General features: G+C 36.4%; 17 protein-coding genes. 16 read left to right on the forward strand and 1 reads right to left on the reverse strand.

Annotated features, from left to right (window positions below; translation table 11 throughout):
* Positions 1 to 378 precede the first annotated feature (378 nt).
* From hisS to HMPREF3106_RS05450, 11 genes are all read left to right on the forward strand, one after another.
* The gene (hisS, locus tag HMPREF3106_RS05400) at positions 379 to 1,695 is read left to right on the forward strand and encodes a histidine--tRNA ligase (protein WP_070444954.1); all 1,317 of its coding nucleotides are present in this window, start codon (positions 379 to 381) and stop codon (positions 1,693 to 1,695) included.
* A gap of 14 nt (positions 1,696 to 1,709) precedes the next feature.
* Positions 1,710 to 3,467, forward strand: coding sequence for an aspartate--tRNA ligase (aspS, locus tag HMPREF3106_RS05405; protein ID WP_070444884.1), 1,758 nt, complete (start codon positions 1,710 to 1,712; stop codon positions 3,465 to 3,467).
* A gap of 34 nt (positions 3,468 to 3,501) precedes the next feature.
* Complete coding sequence (locus HMPREF3106_RS05410; RefSeq protein ID WP_070437837.1) at positions 3,502 to 4,269, forward strand: DeoR/GlpR family DNA-binding transcription regulator; 768 nt, start codon at positions 3,502 to 3,504, stop codon at positions 4,267 to 4,269.
* Positions 4,270 to 4,292: 23 nt separating this feature from the next.
* On the forward strand, positions 4,293 to 5,000 hold the full coding sequence (locus HMPREF3106_RS05415; RefSeq protein ID WP_070437841.1) for a tRNA (adenine(22)-N(1))-methyltransferase: 708 nt from the start codon (positions 4,293 to 4,295) through the stop codon (positions 4,998 to 5,000).
* A complete protein-coding gene (locus HMPREF3106_RS05420; protein WP_070444887.1) occupies positions 4,987 to 6,132 on the forward strand; it encodes a Nif3-like dinuclear metal center hexameric protein in 1,146 nt (381 codons plus the stop codon). Before HMPREF3106_RS05415 ends, HMPREF3106_RS05420 begins: the two co-directional genes overlap by 14 nt.
* On the forward strand, positions 6,125 to 7,351 hold the full coding sequence (pepT, locus tag HMPREF3106_RS05425) for a peptidase T (protein WP_005605412.1): 1,227 nt from the start codon (positions 6,125 to 6,127) through the stop codon (positions 7,349 to 7,351). Before HMPREF3106_RS05420 ends, pepT begins: the two co-directional genes overlap by 8 nt.
* Before the next feature lie 31 nt (positions 7,352 to 7,382).
* Positions 7,383 to 9,098, forward strand: coding sequence for an NFACT RNA binding domain-containing protein (locus tag HMPREF3106_RS05430; RefSeq protein WP_070437847.1), 1,716 nt, complete (start codon positions 7,383 to 7,385; stop codon positions 9,096 to 9,098).
* A gap of 9 nt (positions 9,099 to 9,107) precedes the next feature.
* Positions 9,108 to 9,743, forward strand: a complete 636-nt coding sequence (pcp, locus tag HMPREF3106_RS05435) for a pyroglutamyl-peptidase I (protein WP_070437850.1) — start codon at positions 9,108 to 9,110, stop codon at positions 9,741 to 9,743.
* A gap of 18 nt (positions 9,744 to 9,761) precedes the next feature.
* Positions 9,762 to 10,919: a radical SAM family heme chaperone HemW gene (gene hemW, locus HMPREF3106_RS05440; RefSeq protein ID WP_070444890.1), complete on the forward strand. Its 1,158-nt coding sequence runs from the start codon at positions 9,762 to 9,764 to the stop codon at positions 10,917 to 10,919.
* 102 nt (positions 10,920 to 11,021) lie between these two features.
* Entirely contained in the window at positions 11,022 to 12,068 is a 1,047-nt protein-coding gene (locus HMPREF3106_RS05445) for an AEC family transporter (protein WP_005605416.1), read from the forward strand.
* A gap of 61 nt (positions 12,069 to 12,129) precedes the next feature.
* Positions 12,130 to 13,128, forward strand: a complete 999-nt coding sequence (locus tag HMPREF3106_RS05450) for a 2-hydroxyacid dehydrogenase (RefSeq protein WP_005605418.1) — start codon at positions 12,130 to 12,132, stop codon at positions 13,126 to 13,128.
* A gap of 52 nt (positions 13,129 to 13,180) precedes the next feature.
* Here HMPREF3106_RS05450 and HMPREF3106_RS05455 read toward each other — a convergent pair whose 3' ends face one another.
* Positions 13,181 to 13,846: a PAQR family membrane homeostasis protein TrhA gene (locus tag HMPREF3106_RS05455; RefSeq protein WP_070437855.1), complete on the reverse strand. Its 666-nt coding sequence runs from the start codon at positions 13,844 to 13,846 to the stop codon at positions 13,181 to 13,183.
* Between the two features lie 206 nt (positions 13,847 to 14,052).
* Between HMPREF3106_RS05455 and deoD the strand changes: the two genes are divergently transcribed.
* The 5 genes from deoD to HMPREF3106_RS09425 all read left to right on the forward strand — a co-directional run.
* Positions 14,053 to 14,757, forward strand: coding sequence for a purine-nucleoside phosphorylase (gene deoD, locus HMPREF3106_RS05460; RefSeq protein WP_049554605.1), 705 nt, complete (start codon positions 14,053 to 14,055; stop codon positions 14,755 to 14,757).
* Between the two features lie 26 nt (positions 14,758 to 14,783).
* On the forward strand, positions 14,784 to 16,277 hold the full coding sequence (locus HMPREF3106_RS05465) for a S41 family peptidase (protein ID WP_070437858.1): 1,494 nt from the start codon (positions 14,784 to 14,786) through the stop codon (positions 16,275 to 16,277).
* Between the two features lie 11 nt (positions 16,278 to 16,288).
* Positions 16,289 to 16,939, forward strand: a complete 651-nt coding sequence (gene lepB / locus HMPREF3106_RS05470; RefSeq protein ID WP_005605425.1) for a signal peptidase I — start codon at positions 16,289 to 16,291, stop codon at positions 16,937 to 16,939.
* 83 nt (positions 16,940 to 17,022) lie between these two features.
* Positions 17,023 to 18,504: a ribosomal protection-like ABC-F family protein gene (gene abc-f / locus HMPREF3106_RS05475; protein ID WP_070444893.1), complete on the forward strand. Its 1,482-nt coding sequence runs from the start codon at positions 17,023 to 17,025 to the stop codon at positions 18,502 to 18,504.
* Between the two features lie 291 nt (positions 18,505 to 18,795).
* Positions 18,796 to 22,978, forward strand: a 4,183-nt coding sequence (locus HMPREF3106_RS09425; protein WP_168160697.1) for a putative Ig domain-containing protein, incomplete at its 3' end; no start/stop codon positions are given.

Genomic DNA, 22,978 nt, shown 5'->3' on the forward strand with positions numbered 1-22,978 from the left:
TTTTCCTGTCTACTTGACAGGGTGCACTTCACATATATGTTACATTTTGCTTTTTCGTTTTTTGTAGAGTTTGAGATTAAAAAATAATTAGATTTTCTTGACAAATACGCATTCCTCTAGTATTCTTTATAGCAACAATAAAAATCCTTAGACAGAGATAAAGACGTACACTAAAGAGATAGAAGCCGTGGCTGAAAGCTTCTAACCGTACAAGGAAAGACACTCTTGAGGAGAATAATGCAAAGTTATTCCGGTAATTCCGTTATCATTGAGAGGGAAAGAGCTCTTTCCGAACTAAGGTGGTACCACGAAATTTTCGTCCTGACTTCTATTGAAGTTGGGATTTTTTTATTTTTACTGAAAGAAAGGATGATTCATATGATTCAAAAACCAAAAGGGACAGCCGATTTATTACCTGAGGAACTCAAAATTTGGCACTATATCGAAGAAACAGCACGCATCATTTTAGGCGATTATCAATTTGAAGAAATGCGTACACCAATGTTTGAAAGCTACGATTTATTTAGCCGTGGTGTTGGGGATACAAGCGATATCGTTTCAAAAGAGATGTATGATTTCTACGATAAAGGAGATCGTCACATTACACTTCGTCCAGAAGGAACTGCAGCGATTGTTCGTGCGTATGTAGAAAATAAATTATTTGGACCTGAACATAAAAAACCGTATAAAGTGTATTATATGGCTCCGATGTTTCGTTACGAACGTCCACAATCAGGACGTCTTCGTCAATTCCACCAATTAGGAGTTGAGGTGTTTGGATCTACAAATCCTGCCACTGATGTTGAAACCATTGCAATGGCATGGGATTTATTAAAAGAACTAGGATTGTCCAATATGCGCTTAGTGATTAATTCTCTTGGAAAAACTTCTGACCGTATTAAATACCGTGAAGCGTTAATTAGTTACTTAGAACCATTTGCGGATGAACTCAGTGAAGATTCTAAAAATCGACTTCACAAAAATCCATTACGTGTCTTAGATAGTAAAGACAAACGTGATATTGAAATCGTGAAAAATGCACCACGCATTTTAGAATTCTTATCAGATGAAGCACGCACTCACTTTGAAAAAGTACAACAATACTTAAACGCATTAGAGATTCCATTTGAAATCGATGAAACAATGGTACGTGGGCTTGACTACTATCAAGATACAATTTTTGAAATCATGACAGATTCTAAATCATTCGGTGCTAAAACGACGATTTGTGGTGGTGGACGTTATGATGGTCTTGTCCAAGAACTCGATGGACCTGAAACACCTGGTTTTGGATTTGGTCTTGGAATGGAACGTCTTGTGTTATTAATGAAAGACGAACAAGTAGAAGTTCCTGAATTACAAGAACTCGATGTCTATGTTGTTGGACTTGGTGAAACAACAGAAGAGGAAGTATTAAAACTTTCTATTTCACTCCGTCAACAAGGATATTCAGTTGACCGTGATTTCTTTGGGCGTAAAGCAAAACCACAGTTCAAGAACGCTCAAAAATATGGCGCTAAAGTGGTCATCACACTTGGTGAAGAAGAGTTAGAAACAAAACAGGTACCAGTGAAAGTAATGAAAACTGGAAAAGAAGTGAAAATTAACTTACAAGAACTCTATGATGATTTCGATAGCATTTATCGACAAATCACAATGGATACAACAGCCATTGACGAGTACTTTGGTAAATAGGAAGAGGGATGGATATGAAAAGAAGAACAGAATATTGCGGATTAGTTAGTGAAAAATTAGTGGGACAAACAGTGACATTAGATGGTTGGGTTGCAAAACGTCGTGACCATGGTGGAGTTATTTTCATCGACTTACGCGACCGCGAAGGCATTATGCAAGTAGTCTTCAACCCAGCACGTAACCAAGAAGCGTTTGAAATCGCTGAAAAATTACGTTCTGAATACGTCATTCAAGTAACTGGGGAAGTAGCTTATCGTGGTGAAGGCCTAGAAAACCCAAATCTTAAAACGGGTAAATATGAATTATTAGTAGACGAAGTTGAAGTATTCTCTAAAGCAAAAACTTCTCCTATCTATATCGATGATGAACAAAAACCATCAGAAGAATTACGCTTGAAATATCGTTATTTAGATATCCGTCGTCGTCCTGTATTAGAAAACTTACGCTTACGTCATAAAGCTACACGTTCAATTCGTGAGTATTTAGATGGTGAAGGTTATATCGATGTTGAAACTCCAATTTTAGCAAAATCAACACCAGAAGGAGCGCGTGACTATTTAGTACCTTCACGTGTTCACGAAGGAAGCTTCTATGCATTACCTCAATCACCGCAAACATTTAAACAATTGTTAATGGGTGCTGGATTAGACCGTTACTACCAAATCGTTCGTTGCTTCCGTGACGAAGACTTGCGTGGAGACCGTCAACCAGAATTTACACAAGTCGATATCGAAACAAGCTTCTTATCAGCTGAAGAAATCCAAGAGATGATGGAAGGCTTATTGAAGAAAGTGATGAAAGATACATTGGATGTGGAGGTTCAAACTCCATTCCCTCGTATTTCGTTTGCAGAAGCAATGGCTCGTTACGGAAACGACAAACCAGATACTCGTTTCGACCTAGAATTAATCGACGTAAGTGACATCATGAAAGAATCGGACCTTAAAGTGTTCAGTTCATGTATCGAAAACGGTGGAGAAGTAAAAGTACTTAACTTAAAAGGACTTGCGTCAGAATACTCTCGTAAAGATGCAGATAGTTTAGCAGACTTTGTTTCTAAATTCGGCGCTAAAGGTTTGGCTTGGATTAAAGTCGAAGAAGACGGCTTAAAAGGACCAATCGCGAAATTCATCGTGAACCAAGAATCTGCTTTCCGTGAACGTATCAACGCTGAAGTAGGAGATATCGTGTTCTTCTGTGCAGACAAACCATCAGTGGTTGCACAATCATTATCTGAATTACGTTTACACTTTGGTAAGAAACATAACTTAATCGATACAAACAAATTCAACTTCTTATGGGTTGTTGATTGGCCATTATTAGAACATGACGCTGAAGAAGACCGTTATGTAGCAATGCACCACCCATTCACTCGTCCAGTGAACGAAGACTTCCAAGCATTAATCGATGATCCAGCAGGAGCGAAAGCACAAGCCTACGATATCGTATTAAACGGCTATGAATTAGGTGGAGGATCACTACGTATTTACCGTCGTGACATGCAAGAAGCGATGTTTAAAGTTCTTGGATTCACAAAAGAATCTGCAGAAAGCCAATTTGGATTCCTATTAGATGCATTAGATTACGGATTCCCACCACATGGAGGAATCGCACTTGGGTTAGACCGTTTAGTAATGCTACTTGCTGGTGAAGACAACATCCGTGAAGTCATCGCGTTTCCTAAGAACAGCTCAGCAGTAGACCCAATGACACAAGCTCCAAGTGAAGTGTCAGCAAAACAACTAGATGAGCTTTCATTAAAAATTAAATAAGACGGGAATGGATTTCTAAAAGGAGGAAGAAACTTTGAAGAGTAGTAAAGGGGTTGTGTTTAAAAGACAACAACGTATCCTTCAGCTTTTACAAGAAAACCACGAGATGTCTGTTGAAGACTTATCGAAAGAGTTAGAAGTTTCTGAAATCACCATTCGAAGAGATTTACAACAATTTGAAGATCAAGGAGTTGTCGAGCGCTTCTACGGAGGCGCACGTTTCCTTACTGGGAAAATTAAACAGGAAAACGTGGAACAAATTCAATATAATTCCATGAAGAAAAACATTGCAAGAAGAGCCGCGGGATTAGTACGAGATCATAATATGGTCTTTATTAACTCAGGCTCTACTGCCTTTTTGTTATTAAATTTTCTAGCGGATGCCAACGTTACGATTTTAACGAATAATGGTCGTTCCATCTTCAAAAAGCCATCTACGAAAGCATCTATTGTGATTAGTGGTGGGGAGATTTTCGAACAAAAGAAATCTCTTGTAGGGGATTTTGCAATTAACTCATTCTCTAAAGCCCGTGCAGATATTTGTTTTTTAGGGGTTGGAGGGATTAGTAAAAACGGAATTTCAACCTATGCACTTCCAGAGACTGCCGTAAACCGTGTGATTTTAGAACGGACAACAGGGCACCGAATTATCGTTACGGAAGGATTTAAAGTGGGTCGTGATTCAAACTTCCATACGGCTGACTGTAATATGATTACTCATTTAATTACAGATCATACCGCTGACCCTGAAACAGTAGCTTATCTAAAGAGCATTGGTGTAAAAGTTATATTTATTTCGTAAGAAAAAGAATGTAGAGGTATAAAATGATTGAATTAGGAGAACGATTAACTCGAGTTGCTAGTTTTGTTCCAAACGGTTCAAAGGTATGCGATGTTGGGAGTGACCATGCGTATTTACCAGTGTATTTAATTCAAAACAACCAGATTACTTCAGCGATTGCAGGAGAAGTGGTTGAAGGGCCTTTTTTATCGGCTAAACAAACCGTTCGGGATTACCGGATGGAAGAGCGCATTGAAGTTCGTTTAGGCGACGGATTGCAAATTCTTTCAAAAGAAGATGAGATTACTGCTGTTACGATTTGTGGGATGGGCGGCGAACTCATTTCTCGGATCCTAGAAGCTGGATTCAGTGGCGGTCATTTAAACGGTAAAGAACGTCTCATTCTTCAACCAAACGTTGCAGAACATTTTGTACGTGAATGGTTAATGAATCATTCGTACCGTATTACTCATGAGACGGTCGTTGAAGATAATCATCGCTTGTATGAAATTATCGTGGCGGAACCAGTCGAAGAACGAGTAGAGTATACAGAACTAGAATTAAAATACGGTCCGATTTTATTGCAACATCCTTCAGAATTGTCTGTAGCAAAATGGACACGTATGAACCGTAAAAATAAAGAAATCATGGAACAATTACAAAAGAGTAAGACGCCTCAACATGAAAAAATTGAGCAGTTTGAAAAAGCGTTTAATGAATTGAAAGGAGTGATTGATCGTGCCAACAGTTAGAGATGTGGTAAGGCGTTTTGAAAAACGCGTGCCAAAGAATCTATCCGTTCCCAAAGACCCTATTGGACTTCATTTTGGAGAGTGGAATCAAGAAGTTAAAGTGATTATGACTACGCTGGATATTCGTCCAAGTGTCATTGAAGAAGCGATTGCTAAAAACGTTGATTTAATTATTGCGCATCATCCACCAATCTTTAGACCGGTTGCGTTATTTGATTTAACGGTTCCGCAAAATAAAATGTTCCAACAAATTTTGAAACATGATATTGCGGTGTATGCGGCACATACTAACCTTGATGTAGTCGAAGGTGGAGTGAATGATTGGTTGGCAGGTGAATTGCTATTATCTGATGTAACAGTGATGTCTCCAACGACAACCGTTCCGTCTATGAAGGTGATTACTTTTGTTCCTAAAATTGATGCAGAGAAAGTTTTAGAAGCGCTGTTTGAAGCTGGTGCTGGGACAATTGGTGACAACTATAAAGACTGTGCGTTTCAAACTTCAGGAGTTGGACAATTTACACCCGTTAAAGGCGCAAATCCTGCAATTGGTTCGTTAAATAAACCAGAATTTGTAGAAGAAGTGAAACTAGATGTTGTTTGTTCTGAAGAAGTATTAAGTGATGTTTTAAAAAGCTTAAGAGCTTCACATCCTTATGAAGAACCAGCAATCGACGTCTTCTCAATGAAGAATGCAGGCAAGACGCTAGGATTTGGTCGTGTTGGAAATCTTCCAAAAGCAATGACAGGGGATGAATTTATCGCTTTTGTTACTGAGCGTTTCAAACTCAAGGGGCTCCGCTACGTTCCTTCTCGTGTAAATCCAGATGGACTCATCTCTAGAGTCGCTGTGATGGGCGGTTCTGGCGGAAACTATTACTTGGATGCACTAAAAAACGGCGCAGATGCCTTTGTAACAGGTGATATTTTTTACCATACAGCGCATGATATTCAAGAGACTTCATTATTCCTAGTGGATGCTGGGCATCATATCGAAGTTGTATGTCGAAAACAATTAGCCAAATGGGCTCGTGAATGGAAAGAAGAAAATAATTGGGATGTAACAGTGATTGAAAGTGAAACTTTTACAGATCCATTTAAATTTTATAAAGCAGGTGAAGAAAATGCATAAAGAATTAACAGAACGTTTTATCCGTTACGCAAAGAAAGAAACAAGATCTGACGAAACAAGTCAAACAGTCCCAACAACGCCATCTCAAACAGCGTTTTTAAAGGACTTAGAACAAGAATTAAATGAATTAGGATTCCAAGAAGTGTATTTAAATCCTAAAAACAGTTTCCTAACAGCAACAATTCCATCTAACGTAGACCACGAAGTGCCAACTATTGGATTTATTGCTCACGTAGATACAGCTGATTTTGAAGCTAGAAATATTCAACCTCAAATCCACGAAAACTATAACGGTGAAGCAATTGTCCTAGACGAAGAAGGAAAATTCGTATTAGACCCTAAAGACTTCCCGAACTTAAAGAACTATGTTGGTCAAACATTAATTACAACAAATGGTAAAACTTTACTAGGTGCTGACGATAAGTCTGGTGTGACAGAAATTGTTACAGCTGGGGCTTATTTATTACAACATCCAGAAATTAAACACGGAAAAATTCGTGTAGCGTTTGGTCCAGATGAAGAAATCGGACGTGGAGCTGATTTATTCGATGTAGAACAATTCGCGTGCGATTTTGCTTATACAATGGATGGTGGACCAGTTGGCGAATTAGAATATGAAAGCTTCAACGCTTGCCGTGCTACAGTTCGTATTCAAGGAAAGAACGTTCACCCTGGTACAGCTAAAGATACTATGGTGAGCGCATTAGAATTAGCTCGAAAATTCCAAAATGCTCTTCCAGAGTTCGAAGTTCCTGAACATACAACAGGGCGTGAAGGGTTCTACCACTTAGTAGCAGCTGAGGGTGTTGTTGAAGAAGCTAAATTAGTGTACATCTTACGTGACCACAGCCGCGAATTATTCAATGCGAAAAAAGATATGATGTTACGTATCGCTTCTCGTATGAACAAAGAATTAGATACAGACCGCATTACTGTTGATTTACATGATGAGTACTACAACATGGCAGAAATCATCGAAAAGGATTTCCGTTGTGTGGATGTGGCTAAACAAGCGTTAGAAAACTTAGACATCGTTCCAATCATTAAACCAATCCGTGGTGGTACAGATGGTTCTAAGATTTCATTCATGGGATTACCAACGCCAAATATTTTTGCAGGTGGCGAAAACATGCATGGCCGCTATGAATATGTTGCTGTTGAATCAATGGAAAAAGCAACACAAGTGATTATCGAAATCGCTCGATTAGCAGCATTATAATTTTTAACTAGAAAAGGAAAGGAGTGAGTTCATGACATTTGATGGTATTTTCACCAAATGGATGATGGACGAAGTGGCGCCTCAATTAGTTGGAGGACGGATTACAAAGATTCATCAACCATTACCATACGATGTACAATTCACCATTCGTGCCAACCGTAAGAACTACTTGCTTGTGTGTTCGGCACACCCAATGATGGCTCGTGTACAATTTATTTCTGAGAAACCAGAGAATCCAGAAGTTGCTCCTAACTTTTGTATGATTCTTCGTAAGTATTTAGAAGGATCTATTATCCAATCATTCACTCAAGTAGAGAATGATCGTATTTTACATTTGGACGTTTCAACGCGTGATGAACTTGGGGATAAGGCTGGATATCGTTTCACAATCGAGATGATGGGTCGTCATAGTAATTTATTCTTAGTGAATCAAGAAGATAACACGATTATCGATTGTGTGAAACGTCTCTCTCTTGGTCAAAACAGTTATCGTACCTTACAACCAGGTGCAAGCTATGTAATGCCCCCTCAAACGCAGAAGAAGAATCCTTTTGAATACTCGCTCTTTGAATTAGATAGTTTACTCCATCCTTATAGTGGTGAACCAGGTGAAAGAACATTAATGAATGTCTTTCAAGGGATTAGTAAGCAATCTGCTCATGAAATTGTGGAACGTAGTGAAAGAGGAGGCCAAAGTTTAGCGGAAGCATTACATCACTATCTTGAAGAAGGAAATACAGCGATTCAGCCTACACTTACAAAGGCAGAGGATGGAAAGACGTACTTCTTACCATTTCCTTATATGAGTAAGGTTGGTGAGTCTCAAAGCTTCGACAGCCTCTCTGAATTATTAAGTGCTTACTATGTACAGAAGATTCAAGAAGAGAAGATTCAGCAATTAGCAGGACATCTATTGCAAATGTTGAAATCTGAACTTCGAAAGAACCGTGAGAAGATGGTAAAACTCGATGAAGATTTAGCCAGAACGGAAGATGCAGATCATTATCGCGTATATGGAGACTTGATTAACACATACCAACACCAAATTGAAAAAGGTGCAAGTAGTGTTACGGTTCAAAACTTCTACGAGGACTATGAAGAAGTAACAATTCCATTAAATCCATTATTAACGGCTTCTCAAAATGCACAGGCGTATTTTAAAAAATACCAAAAACTTAGAAATGCGGTAACGCATATTCATGAGCAACAAGAAGCAACGAAGAATGAAATGGACTACCTCGAGAGTGTTATTTACCAAATCGAAGAAGCGGATGTATTTAACTTAGAAGCCATTCGTGAAGAACTTGTTGAGAGTGGCTACTTAAAACGTTCTGCGTTGAAAAAAGGTATTAAGAAACAAGGTGGCGCGAAACCACATGTGTTTTATGCAACAGACGGCACGCGAATCTTGGTTGGACGAAATAACTTACAAAACGACCAATTAACACTTCGACAAGCGAAGAAGGAATACTTATGGCTTCATGCACAAAATATTCCAGGATCTCACGTGATTATTGAATCTAGTAATCCAGCGGAAGAAACAATTGGTGAAGGCGCGATGCTTGCTGCATACTACTCAAAATATCGTCTTTCAGGAACGGTTCCAGTAGATTATGTTCAAGTATCGAAAATTCGTAAACCAAATGGAGCTAAACCAGGTTTTGTAGTCTACGAAGGCCAACAAAATACTTATATTACGCCTGATCCATTAAAGGTAGAAGCGTTAAGAAATAATAAACCGAAATAGAGGGATATTATGAAAATTATTGTGACAGGATTTGACCCTTTTGGAGGGGAAAAGATTAATCCATCGATTGAATGCGTGAAGGCTCTTCCCGAAGTTGAAGGCGTAGAACTGATTCGTTTAGAATTACCAACTGTGTTTAAGGAATCAGCAAAGCGTTTGAATGAAGTCATTAATGAAGTGAAACCAGATGCAGTATTAAGCGTTGGCCAAGCAGGGGGAAGACCTGGAATTACAATGGAACGTATTGCGATTAATGTCGATGATGCGAGAATTCCAGACAATATCAGTCAACAACCAATTGATGAAACCATTCAAACAAAAGGGGCAGCTGCTTATTTTTCAACTTTGCCGATTAAACGAATTGTAAAAGCGATTCGTGAAGCAGGAATTTCGGTGGAAGTATCCAATTCCGCTGGGACATTCGTATGTAATCACATCATGTACCAAGCGTTATTTTCTGCAACAAAGGCTGAGAAACCTTTTAAAGCGGGATTTATGCATATTCCGTTTATTCCAGAACAAACAACGGATAAACCGTCTCTACCGCTTGAAGAGAGCACTAAAGCTTTACAGATTGCGATTGAGACAATCCGTGATTATTTAAACGATGAAGATATTAAGGTTCAAGAGGGAGCCATTTTTTAGAAAGGAGGGAGATGAATAATGTCACCAAAAGCAGCATATATTCATATCCCTTTTTGTTCGCATATTTGTTATTATTGCGATTTTAACAAAGTATTTATTGAAGGACAGCCGGTTGATGAATATATCGAATTATTGATTAGAGAAATGGAACTGACTGGGAAAAAATATAAAATTGAACCTCTTGAAACACTATACGTGGGTGGAGGAACACCGTCTTCATTAAATCCGCATCAAATGGAACGATTGCTAGATGGAATCCATGAACATTTACCGCTTCAAAAAGGGGCAGAGTTTTCAATGGAATTGAACCCTGATGATGGTACTCATGAACTGCTCACCGTAATGAAAAAAGGAGGAGTGAATCGCCTCAGTATGGGCGTTCAGACCTTCAATAATGATTTACTGAAAGCAATCGGCCGTAAACATACAAAAGAGACGGCAATCCGTACCATCGAGAATGCAAGACAAGTTGGATTCGAGAATATGAGTATTGACTTGATTTTCAGACTTCCAAAACAGACGATTGCTGATTTTGAAGAGAGTTTAAAAATGGCGATGGATCTAGATCTACCTCATTACTCAATTTATTCACTGATTTTAGAACAAAAGACTGTTTTTTATAATCTGATGAGGCAAGGGAAACTTCCATTGCCGAGTCAAGATGAAGAGGCTGATATGTTTGAACTAGCGATGAAGACGATGGAGGATTTCGGTCGTCATCATTATGAGATTAGTAATTATGCACTTCCTGGATATGAATCTAGACATAATCTTCATTATTGGAAGGCGGATGAGTACTTTGCGTTTGGTGCAGGAGCCCATGGCTATGTGAATGGAGTTCGTTACCAAAACAATGGACCTATTCAACATTATCTTGAGCCGCTCCGAGAGGGGAAACTTCCTATCTTCTCAGAAACAAAACTGTCTAAAAAACAGCTGATTGAAGAATTTATGTTTTTAGGATTAAGAAAATTTTCTGGTGTATCAAAGAAAGAATTCATGGAAAGATTTGGAAATTCTATGGAAAAAATTTATGGAGAAGTTTTAGAGGAATTATTGGAAGAAAAACTCTTAACAACCACTCATGATGGATATGTTTTGACGCATCAAGGGAAATTTTTTGGAAATAACGTTTTCCAATCATTTTTGATTGATGAAGATCAGAATGAAATTTGATGAAAACAAGGGGTTTTGTTAAACATTTCTTAAAGAATGTGGTATTATACTTTATGGCATTTCTAATGCACAAAAAATAAAAGAAAAGGGGATATCTATCCAATGGAAAATATCGTTAAGATTTTAACAGCACCAGCATTCGTGTCTGCTATCTTCTCAACAATTTCAATTATCTTAGTGGGTTATTTCATCCGCAAGAAAAACATTGTTGATGCAAACAGTGGTAAAGTTTTATCAAACGTTTTACTTTCAGTTGCGCTTCCTGCGTTAGCGTTCAAAGCTTTCATGGTTGACATTAATGACAAAACATTCACAACTGGATTAAACGTATTTATCTTCGGCTTTATTGCTTATGTCATTTTAATTCTTTTAGGAGAATTATTCTTTATTAAGGAGAAAGGTGACCGTAAAACTACTTTATCAGTATTAACAACATTCGGTTCAACAACTTTCTTTGGGATTCCAATTATTAACGGTTTATTAGGAGCAGCTGGTATTTTATATGCTAATATCTTCAACTTAGCTTACCGTGTGTTCTTATATTCTTACGGATTAATTCGTATGAGCGGATTAAAATTCGAGAAGAAAAACTTCAAAATGATTTTCGGTAACATCATCGTTATCGCAACATTTGCCGGATTATTAATCTGGATCTTCCAATCTTCATTACCACAAGTAGCTGTTCAAGTTAAAGTTGGTGAAGAAACTAAAGAAGTTATGTATGCTTTCTTACGTATCGATAAGACAGCTCCATGGTTATTCAAAGCTATTACTTACTTAGCTGACTTAAGCTCACCACTTGCATGGTTAGCAATCGGTATCACTTTAGGAAACATTTCTTTAGGTGAAGCCGTTAAAGATAAGATGGTTTGGTACTACAGCATTGTTAAATTAATCTTAGTTCCTGCAGTATTCGTTGGAATTATTTTCGCAGTTAGCCCATTCTTACCAATGGCTCCGGAAGCTTCAAAAGGTATTCTTATTATGTTAGCTACACCACCAGCAACCGTTGCCGTGGCTTACGCTATCAAATACGATAAAGAAGCAGCACTTGCAAGTAATGCTTCATTACTAGGAACTGTATTAGCAGTATTCGCAATCGTCTTCTGGATTGTTGCTGGATCTGTTATTTTCCCTGGAGTAGGATAAACAAAAAAAGTAGATCGATTTTCGGTCTACTTTTCAATTTTTACAAAATGGAGGAGTTAAAATGAAAGTTTTAGCATATGGGGTTCGTGAAGTTGAATTACCAATTTTCGAACAAGTAAACAAGAAATTCGGATACGAATTAACATGTATTCCAGAATACTTAAATTCTGAAGAAACTGCTCGCAAAGCAGAAGGTTTCAAAGCTGTTATTTTACGTGGTAACTGCTGGGCAAACAAAGAAACTTTAGATATCTACAAAGAATTAGGAGTAGAGTACGTATTAACTCGTACTGTGGGTGTAAACCACATCGATGCTGAATACGCAAAATCATTAGGAATGAAATTAGGTTACGTTCCTTTCTATTCTCCAAACGCAATTAGTGAATTAGCAGTTACTTTAGCAATGACATTATTACGTAACGTTGCTTACACTGCAGCAAAAACTAGCCAACAAGATTTCACAGTAGATACTCAAATGTTTGCTAAAGAAATCCGTAACTGTACTGTTGGGGTTGTCGGTATCGGACGTATCGGTTTAACAACTGCAACATTATTCAAAGGTTTAGGCGCTAACGTATTAGCTTACGATGCTTTCCCTAAAGAAGGCGTTGATCATATCTGTACTCAAGTACCTTTAGATGAGTTATTAGCAAAATCAGACGTGATTTCAATTCACGCTCCATACATTCCAGCAAACGGAAAAGTAATCACTAAAGAATTCATCAGCAAAATGAAACCAGGTGCTATCTTAGTAAACACTGCTCGTGGTGAATTACAAGATATTGATGCAATCATCGAAGCGTTAGAATCAGGTCACTTACGTGGTGTTGGTTTAGACGTTTTAGAAGGGGAAAGCGAAGTATTCTTCAAAGACTTACGTGGTCAAGAAATCAAAAATCCTGCTATCCGTAAATTAGTTGAATTATACCCACGTGTATTATTAACACCTCATATGGGTAGTTACACTGATGAAGCAGTATTAAACATGGTTGAAACAAGTTTTGAAAACTTAAAAGCATATGTTGAAACTGGTTCATGTAAAAATGACATTCAATGCTAATTGAAAGTAAACAAAAAAATCTCTTAGAGCAATCTAAGAGATTTTTTTTGCTTTATAAATATTTGAAAATCGCTAGAAACATGAAAATGGCTCCTGCTAGAACGAAAATATGCCAAATCACATGGTAAAAATTATGATATTTACGTTTGTAGAAGATTGTACCAAGAGAATAACTTAATCCACCCAAGAAGAGATAGAGAATACCTCCCCAACCCATGCTTTCATATAAAGGTTTCAAGGTAAAAATGGAAACCCATCCCATTGCTAGGTAAAGAAAAACTGAAATCTTAGAGAATTTCTCTAAAAAGAATGCTTCGATGATGACACCACCAATAGCAAAAATCCAAATAGCAATGCAGAAGGTTAATCCTTCCTGGCCTCCAATTCCGATTAAACAAAATGGAGTATAGGTTCCAGCAATTAATAGATATATCGAAGAGTGATCAATCCGCTGAAATACTTTTGCGGCTTTTGTAAATTTAAAGCTATGATAGAGCGTTGACGCTAAAAATAATAAGATGAGTGAAGCTCCATACACACTAAATGCGATGATTTGCGTGGTATTATTGACTGCCACAGCCTTCATTAAGAGTAGTACAAGCGCAGTAATGGCTAATGCGACTCCAATGCCGTGAGTGACCGCATTAAGGACTTCACCGACAATCTCTGATTTTATCGATTGGACTTTTCGTTCTTTTTTGAGAGTTGATTCTTTCATAGAAACACGCTCCTTTCAACACATCTTATTATAGAAGGCAAATCGTTATTTGTCCAACAGACTTTTTAGGACTTTTTTGTGAAACTGACTCACGTTTGTTGTTAAGAAAGGCTTAAAGGTGCCTTTTTAAGTTTTCATTAATTCCATTTTATAGTAAAATAGTGGATATATAAGTATTGGGTGTTCCCAGAAAAGGAGATTTAACAATGAGTGTTCATATTAATGCAACAAAAGGGCAAGTTGCCGAATCAGTTTTAATGCCAGGAGATCCATTACGTGCTAAATTTATTGCTGAGCATTACTTGACTGAAGTAGAACAATATAATGCGGTCCGAAATATGTTTGGATATACCGGACTTTATAAAGGACAACGTGTTTCTGTTCAAGGAAGTGGAATGGGAATTCCTTCAATTATGATTTATGCGAATGAATTATATACTGAATTTGGTGCAGAACGCATCATCCGTATTGGTTCTGCTGGTGGCATGCAAGAGAATGTTAAAGTTCGTGATATTGTTTTAGCGCAAGGTGCTACTACAGATTCATCAATCTTCAACAACATTTTCCATAATCAAGTAACGTTTGCTCCAATTGCAAGCTTTAATTTATTGGATAAAGCCTATCATCTTGCGAAAGATCGTGGTGTAGGCGTACACGTTGGAAACGTACTATCATCAGATCGCTTCTATAATGCAGAATTAGATAAGAAAAAATTAATGGATTATGGAATGCTATGTGTTGAAATGGAGGCTGCTGGACTATATGCATTAGCAGCACAACATAAGAAAGAAGCTTTAGCAATTCTTACCATTAGTGATCATCTGTTAACAGGTGAAGAAACAACTGCACAAGAACGTGAACAAACATTTAACGACATGATGGAAATCGCGTTAGAAACAGTTCGTGCATAAAATTTGAATAGAAAGAAGGAACCCGAATGGGAAATAATCCAAAACCTCAAGGAGCTGTTCAAACAGGCTTAGAGTCAAAAAAAGTTTCCGTTTGGATTTTAATACTGGCTGTACTAATCACTGCTGCTTTAACTTACTTTGGCACAACTCTTACAGTTTCACCACAAACCCAAGCGCAAACTACGCAATCTACGCAAACTACCAATAGAAATTCTAATAGTAGCGTGCTCTCTAACGAAGACTTAAGTAAAATAGAGTTAGTCTATAAAACTTTGATGAACGGTTATGTGGATAAGAACATCTCCAAAGACAATCTTATTAATGGAGCCTTAAAAGGAATGAGTGATGCAGCTGGAGATCCGTATACAACCTACTTGGTGAATGAAGAAACATCAGCGATAGACGAAACACTAACGGGTTCTTTCGGAGGAATCGGTGCGGAATTAAGATCTGAAAATAATAAAGTGATTATCAGTAATACTCGTGAAGGAACACCTTCTCAAAAAATAGGATTACAAGAAAACGATGTAATTCTTAAAGTAGATGGTGAGGATATGGAAGGAAAAAGTATTTCTTATGTAGTATCCAAAGTCCGTGGAGAAGTTGGAACAGATGTCACTTTAACCATTCAACGTGGAAGTCAAGAATTAGAAGTAAAAATTACTAGAGCGAAAATTTCCATTGAGACTGTAAAGGGCACTGTAGATGAAACAGATCCAACAATTGGTCATGTAAAAATCAATTCGTTTGCTAAAAATACAGCTCAAGAAGTTGAAAATGCTGTGACTGATTTACGTCAAAAAGGCGTGAAGAAATTTATCTTTGATGTGCGCTATAATCCTGGTGGATTGTTAGACCAAGCGTTAGCGATTAGTAATATGTTTGTAGAAGAAGGCAAGACTATTTTAAATATTGAAGATAGAAATGGTAAAATTACAGCCTATAAAGCATCTAAAGAATATGGTACCTTTAAAATCACAGAACCTTATGTGCTTCTTGTGAACGAAGGAAGTGCTTCTGCATCTGAAATTTTAGCAGGAGCCCTTAAAGAATCTGCAAATGCAAAATTAATTGGTTCTAAAACATACGGAAAAGGAACCGTACAGTCTGTAGTTGATGTTTCAAAAAACGCAGAGCTAAAATATACAACTGCTAAATGGTTAACTCCAAATGAAACGTGGATTCACAAAACAGGAATTGAACCAACCGAAGCGGTATCAATGCCTGAATACTACAACATTACAATTGTGGATACTCGTGAAGTCGTAAAAGAAGGTTCTGTATCTGATAATGTTAAAACCATTGAAACAATCTTAAAAGGTTTAGGATATGATGTAAAAGCAGATGGATATTTTGATTCTAAAACAACTGAAGCAGTAAAACAGTTCCAAAAATCAAAAGGAATCTCAGAAACTGGTGAAGTGAATGAACAAACGGGATCGGCTTTAATGAATACAATTCGCGAAGAATTGAAGAAAAACGATACACAATATAAAGCTGCGGTGAAAGCATTACAATAAGGAGGATAGGAATGAACGAAGAGAATCAACTAGAAAATTCAAGCCTATCATCTATTGAAGAACGTCTTCAGTCTCGAAAAGATAAGAGTAAACAAAAGAAAAAACTTCATCCAATCATCGAGGAAATTGTGAGTTGGATTTGGTCAATCATTGTTGCAGCAACTATTATGTTTCTTTTATACGTTTTTGTAGGAAGACCATTTACGGTTAGTGGACAATCGATGTATCCTACTCTTCATAATGGAGACCATATGATTATGTCAAAACTTGGTGGTATTAATCGTTTTGATGTGGTTATTTTGAAAGCACCTGATGAAGATAAAGAGTATATTAAACGAGTGATAGGGATGCCTGGAGACACTGTAGAAGTTAAAGGCGGAGTCCTTTACATTAATGGAAAACAGGTAGAACAACCGTTTATCAATTCGAATAGTGATAAAAAGACTGTCTATATTGATGATTTCACATTAAAACAATTGACTGGAGAAGATAAAGTACCAGAAGGAAAATACTTCGTAATGGGAGATAACAGAGGAGTTTCAAAGGACAGCCGAATGATTGGATTTATTGATCAGGCTTCAATTGAAGGAAAAGCAGTATTTACTGTTTGGCCTCTAAATAGAATCGGTGGTCTTAAAGATTACTCAAATTTATACCATTAATATAAAGGTGATTACGATTATCGTAATCACCTTTTTGTGTCTTTAAATGAATATGGTAAAATTAGAATAGAGGAGGTGGGTTCATGACTGATATTTCTTTAAAGAATGTTTCGTTTTCTTACTATGGTAGTCTAAGACCTATTTTTAATCAGATAAATCTATCTTTTGATACAAATTGGAAGATAGGTTTGATTGGAAGAAATGGAATCGGTAAAACTATCTTATTAAAAATGTTAACGAAGGAATTAGAATATACAGGTGTCATTACAAATAGCACTACATGCGTTTATTTTCCTCCTACAATTAAAAATCATGATTTAACGTGTTTGGAAATATATAGACAAAGCAGTGAAGAGGAAGAATGGAAATTTATAAGAGAGCTTAATCTTTTAGGTTTAGATTTAAGTGTTTTGGATCAGCCTTTATCTTTATTATCTCCAGGAGAACGTATGAAAGTTCTTCTTGGAATTCTGTTTACGAAGGAAGATGCTTTTGTATTAATTGATGAACCCACGAATCATCTTGATTCCTTAGGAAGAAAGGTTGTTAGCGAATATCTTCGGCAAAAAAGACAGGGATTCATGGTTATTTCACATGATCGTGAATTTTTAGATGGATGTATCGATCATGTATTAGCCATTAATCGCAATAGTATAGAAATCCAAAGTGGAAATTACAGTAGTTGGTATCAAAACAAGCTCCAAAAAGATCAACTAGAATTTAATGAAAATCATAAACTAATAAAGGAAATTAGCCGATTAAAGGATGCTTCGAAGGAAACCAAACAATGGTCCGATCGAATTGAAAACACTAAAAATGGGCATAAAATATCGGGAATTAAACCAGATAAGGGATATATTGGGCATCAATCCGCAAAAATGATGAAAAAATCAAAGAATCTTATAAAACGGCAAGAAAAACTAATTGAAGAGAAAGAACGGTTACTAAAAGATATAGAGCTTCAGGAAAACTTGTTTTTGCATCCATTGAATTTTCCTAAGAAGGAAATCATAAAAGTGAATCATCTTTCTTTTAATTATGGAGATAAAAATATTCTTCAAGATCTTTCTTTTGTAATAAAAAGAGGGGATAGAATATCGATTAATGGAGAAAATGGCTCTGGAAAAAGTACTTTATTTAATTGTCTGATTGGTAAACTAGAAGTGGAGTCCTCTATGATTTTAAAGCCAAAAGATTTAAGAATTTCTTATGTTCCTCAGGAGATTAAAAATTTAAAAGGAAGCTTTAAAGAATATATTCGTTCAAAGGAAATCGATGAGACACTCTGTAGAACTCTATTAGCAAAACTAAATATTTCGAAAGATTTGTTAGAAAGTGATATCGAGTCTTACAGTGATGGCCAAAAAAAGAAATTGTTATTATCAATAAGCTTAGCAACGAAAGCTCATTTGTATATATGGGATGAACCTATGAATTATATCGACGTAATTTCTAGAGAGCAAATTGAGAAAGTAATACTGGATAATGATATTACTCTTATATTTGTTGAACACGATAACTATTTTAAAAAGAAGATCGCTAATAAAAATATAGAATTGTTATGAACAAGAAATTCTTTAAATTAAAAAGGAGATTATCAAAAGGTAATCTCTTTTTTTACGTGTTGATTCTCACAATATTCGAAATAAATTCTAATTAAAGATATAACTTTATGAATTTTTCGCAAAGTTTGAAATATTTTGAATTTTTTAGACAATTTATGTTGATTTTTACTTAAAAATAAATAGAATGATACTGTATGATTGTTATCTGATTGGGTATTTTAATTATTATTTAGTTATTTTCATGAATGGTGGCAGGACTACAAAAAATATTATAAGAAGTGAGGAATCAAAATGAAATTTGAAAAACGACAGAGGTTTTCAATCCGGAAATTTAGCGTGGGAGTAGCTTCAGTAATTATAGGTCAGTTCTTTTTAGGAGGAACTATAAATGTACCTGTTGTGCAAGCTAATGAGGTTGTTGAATCCGGTGTAATATCTCAAGATAAAGGTGCCGAGGAACTGCAACCATCAAAGGGCGATCTACCAACAGATGTTACTAAACAAAAGGAAGAAAAAGTTGAATTAGGAAATAAGGAGAATGTTCCTAATACAAATGAAATTAAAAAGGAAGAAAAGGCTGTTACATCAGGAATCGATAAAACAGACGCTTCAAGCAAATCTGAAAGTGAAGTTTCTAACAATGAAACAACTGATAATACAGATAACACAACAAAAGAGACAACTAATAAAGAAGATGGGTTAGAGTCAAACCTTTCTAAAGAGCAATTAAATAATGCAATCGTTGAAGGCGAAGTCGTAACGAAAGAAGCCGAGAAGTTTTTAAATAATTTGAATGATTCAACTAATAAAACTGAGATTGAAGGATCATTACGTCATACATCAGGGTTGTTGAAGGAAGCAAAAGCAGCATTTATTTCTAAAGAGGTGAATCAAGAGACTATTGACGCACTTCGTTTAAATCTTTCAAATGCTATTGAAACTTTATGGAATCAGATGAAAAGCTCAGGGCACACTGATACTGTCTCTTATATGCTCAATACAGCTGGGGTACAAGCGTCTTCCCCATCTAATGAAAAACCATATATGACTATTGAGCGTTATTTTGGACCTGATGAGGGTCGTTCTGTTGTAGATTATAAACTAATTAAAAATGGATCAACTATTGAATTAAGATATAAAGTTGGTTTAACAAGAATCACTTCGGATGAAGTTGAATTAACTCAGGATGCGAAAGATTTAGGTTTCACTTATGAAAAAGAAACAGGTTATTTAATTAAAGAACTATCTTTAAACCATCAAGTAGCTAGTAAGACTTATGTAATTGGGCTACAATCCAAAAATGACCCAGATACACGTGTTGTTGCGAATCTTTTAATCGAAGAACCTCCAGTATTCCAAATAGTAGATAATTATTCTTATTTATATGGCACCGATGAAGGAAGCAGAATTACAGGGAATGGTATATTAAGTGATTCAGTGACTTATGATAAAAAAACAAGCACAGCATATATGACTGCAACCCCGTTTGGTTATTATATTCTTTCTAATAAATCAAGTACGATTTCTGACGTAAAACCAGATACCCCACAATATTCATCCAATCTTTGGTTGTCTATTCCAGGGAGAAGAACAGATTATAATCTTCAGAATGACGAGGCTCCTGTTAAAATTACTAGATTCGAAGTTAAAAATGCCAGTCCAGGTGTTGAAGTAGAATTTATTAAAGATGGACCAGCTAAAGGGGATAATATATTTATTGAAAGAGATAATATAACTACCTCTAATGTTTTGACGGACAATAAGTATGTTACATCAGTATATAGCACTGATTACGACAATGTAAACGATCCTAGAGGTAATTCAGTTTCTCCATATAGAATTAATTTTAAATCTCTACCCGAAAAAGCTGGAAACTATTTTATTGACTTCCAGGTTACTGATAATATTGGAAGAGTAACAAACTATCATCTTAATTTAATTACTAAAGAAATATCCCAAACATCACCTTCTAGAAATGATGGTACATATGTTTTAACGAATGCTGATGTAATGTTTGAAGCTGATAAAATTTATCGTGTTTCAAATCCAACACCCGTTGCAATTCCTTCTACAAATCAGAAACAAATTATTGGGAACTTAGTACTGAATAAAGCCAATGCTACTTTAGAAATCCAGCAAGATAGTGTCCCTCAAGGAATTACTATCGAAAAAAATCCTTTAGATAAGACAAAATACATTGTTACTAAAAACGCTGGAGTAGTGTTATCTCCTGGTGTGTATTCGTTTAAAGCGAAAGCAATCGACGGTCACTTTGGAAATAACAATGTTGTTCGTACATTTAAATTTGAAGTACTAGAGGGATTAAATAATATCCCTGATCAAACTTGGCAGGAGGGACAAGCTATACCTAATGTTCCAATTTCGCTAACAAATGGAACGAATATTACTAATCTGTCTGTGGAGTATGAAGGGGAAGAAGGCTTTGTTCGCCTTGATTCTAATAGTAACAATAATGGACTAGCTGGTTATGCTCTTAAGAAGACAGAAGGTAAAAAAACTGCGATAGTCACAGCCACTTATTTAAATAGCGAGAATGAGAGTCGACAGATTAAAACAAGATTTACCTATGAAGTTACTCCTCGTCCTGTTTCTAATTTAAGTTTATCGATTACAAATGATAGACAAACAATTGTTGAAGGGAATCGATTCAAAGACATTCAACTAAATGCTAGTGAGGGTGCTGAATTAAATGTAGATGAAAGTAAACTTCCTGATGGGGTTACTTATGATAAAGTTTTAAAGAAGATTGCTGGAATTGGACAATATGAGGGTCAGTATGTTATCCCTGTTACGGCTTCAAAAAATGGAGAATCGATAACCAAACTAGTTGAACTAACGGTTACTCCTGGTGCTTTTGATATTCCAAGTGTTTCTTATGAATATACAGCCGGAAAAGAAATAGCACCAATTACTCTTAAAATACCTGCAAATGCAAGAGTGAACTATACGTCGGGCTCTTTACCAAACGGATTAAAATGGTCAGAAGATAAAAAAACAATTACTGGTACTCCGACTCAGGTTGGAACTTATACAGTTTCTGCAGAAGTTACAAGAACTACTACTTCTGGAAGTAGCCAAAGAGCAACTGCAACAATAAGAATTAAAGTAAATAGTGTTCCACTTAATTTTACAATTCCTGATAATCGTAAAGAAGTAAAAGTTTTAGACGCTCTTCCTTCAATTCCGTTGCAAGCAGAAGGTGCAAATATTACTCTAACTTCCGGTTCCCTACCGCCAGGAGTTAATTATAATTCAGTATCTAAAACTCTTGAGGGCATACCGACTAGAGTTGGGACTTACACAGCTACATTTACAGCAACAAGTGCGACGATTAGTGGCAACACAACTGCTAGTGCATCTGTAACAATCACTGTTACACCAAGGGATTTAAATGTTACAGTTGAAAATAAAAACCAAGAGAAAACAGTCCTATCTCCTGTAGACGAAGTGAGATTAACCGTTTCTGATGAGAAGGCTAGATTAGAGCTTGATACTAGTAAACTTCCTCAAGGGTTAACATACAATGCTTCCACGAAAACAATGTCTGGAACTGCTACAAAAGTTGGTGATTATTCCGTACCTTATAAGGCAACATTTGCTGAAATGGCAGATTCTCCGGTGTCTGGAGGATATATCCGATTTAATATCAGACCACTTCCTGTAAGTATCAATGTAACCGACAAAGAACAAACCATCCATTTAGGCGAAAATATCAAGAACATGGTCGTTAGTCATAGCGAGCATTCAAAACTTGGAGCAAGATACTTAAGTGTAGATTTACCTGAGTCAGACTTAGACTCTTATCTAGAATCAACGGCAGGGTTACATTATGATCGTGTAACTCACACAATCAGTGGAACTCCTACAAAAGCTGGGGTATACAAAATTCGTTTGAAAGCTTCTGTTGAATCAGATTCATTAGGAAAAGGAACTGCAGAAGAAATTATTACCTTGAAGGTTATTGATGATCCAGTATCTCTTGATATGAAAAATGATCGTCAGTTAATCGTTCTAGGAAATAAAGCTAGACCCGTTACATTACAGGTTCCTTCTGATGCTAGAGTGAGTGTTGACCAAACTAAACTTCCTAGCGGTTTAACATACAATGCGCAAACGAAAACAATTGAAGGAACTCCAACAGTCGCTGGTCAATATGATATTCCAGTAACGGTGACAAGTTCTAGTGGAAATAAAACCATTACAAAGGATATCTCGATTGATGTTGTCGACCTTACACCACAACAAGTGACTCCTCCAACAATTTCTGTTAAAGAAAATAATGACGGAACTCACACAATCACCATTACTCAACCTGAGGGTCAATCTCCAATAGAAACAATCATTAAAAATGGTAAAGACGGAGAAACTCCAAAAGTTAAAGTGGAACGTGACGATGCTAAGAAAGAGACAAAACTAACTTTCTACAAAGACGTAAACGCCAATAATGAGTTTG

The sequence above is a fragment of the Granulicatella sp. HMSC31F03 genome (genome assembly GCF_001807725.1).
GTDB lineage: Bacteria > Bacillota > Bacilli > Lactobacillales > Aerococcaceae > Granulicatella > Granulicatella adiacens.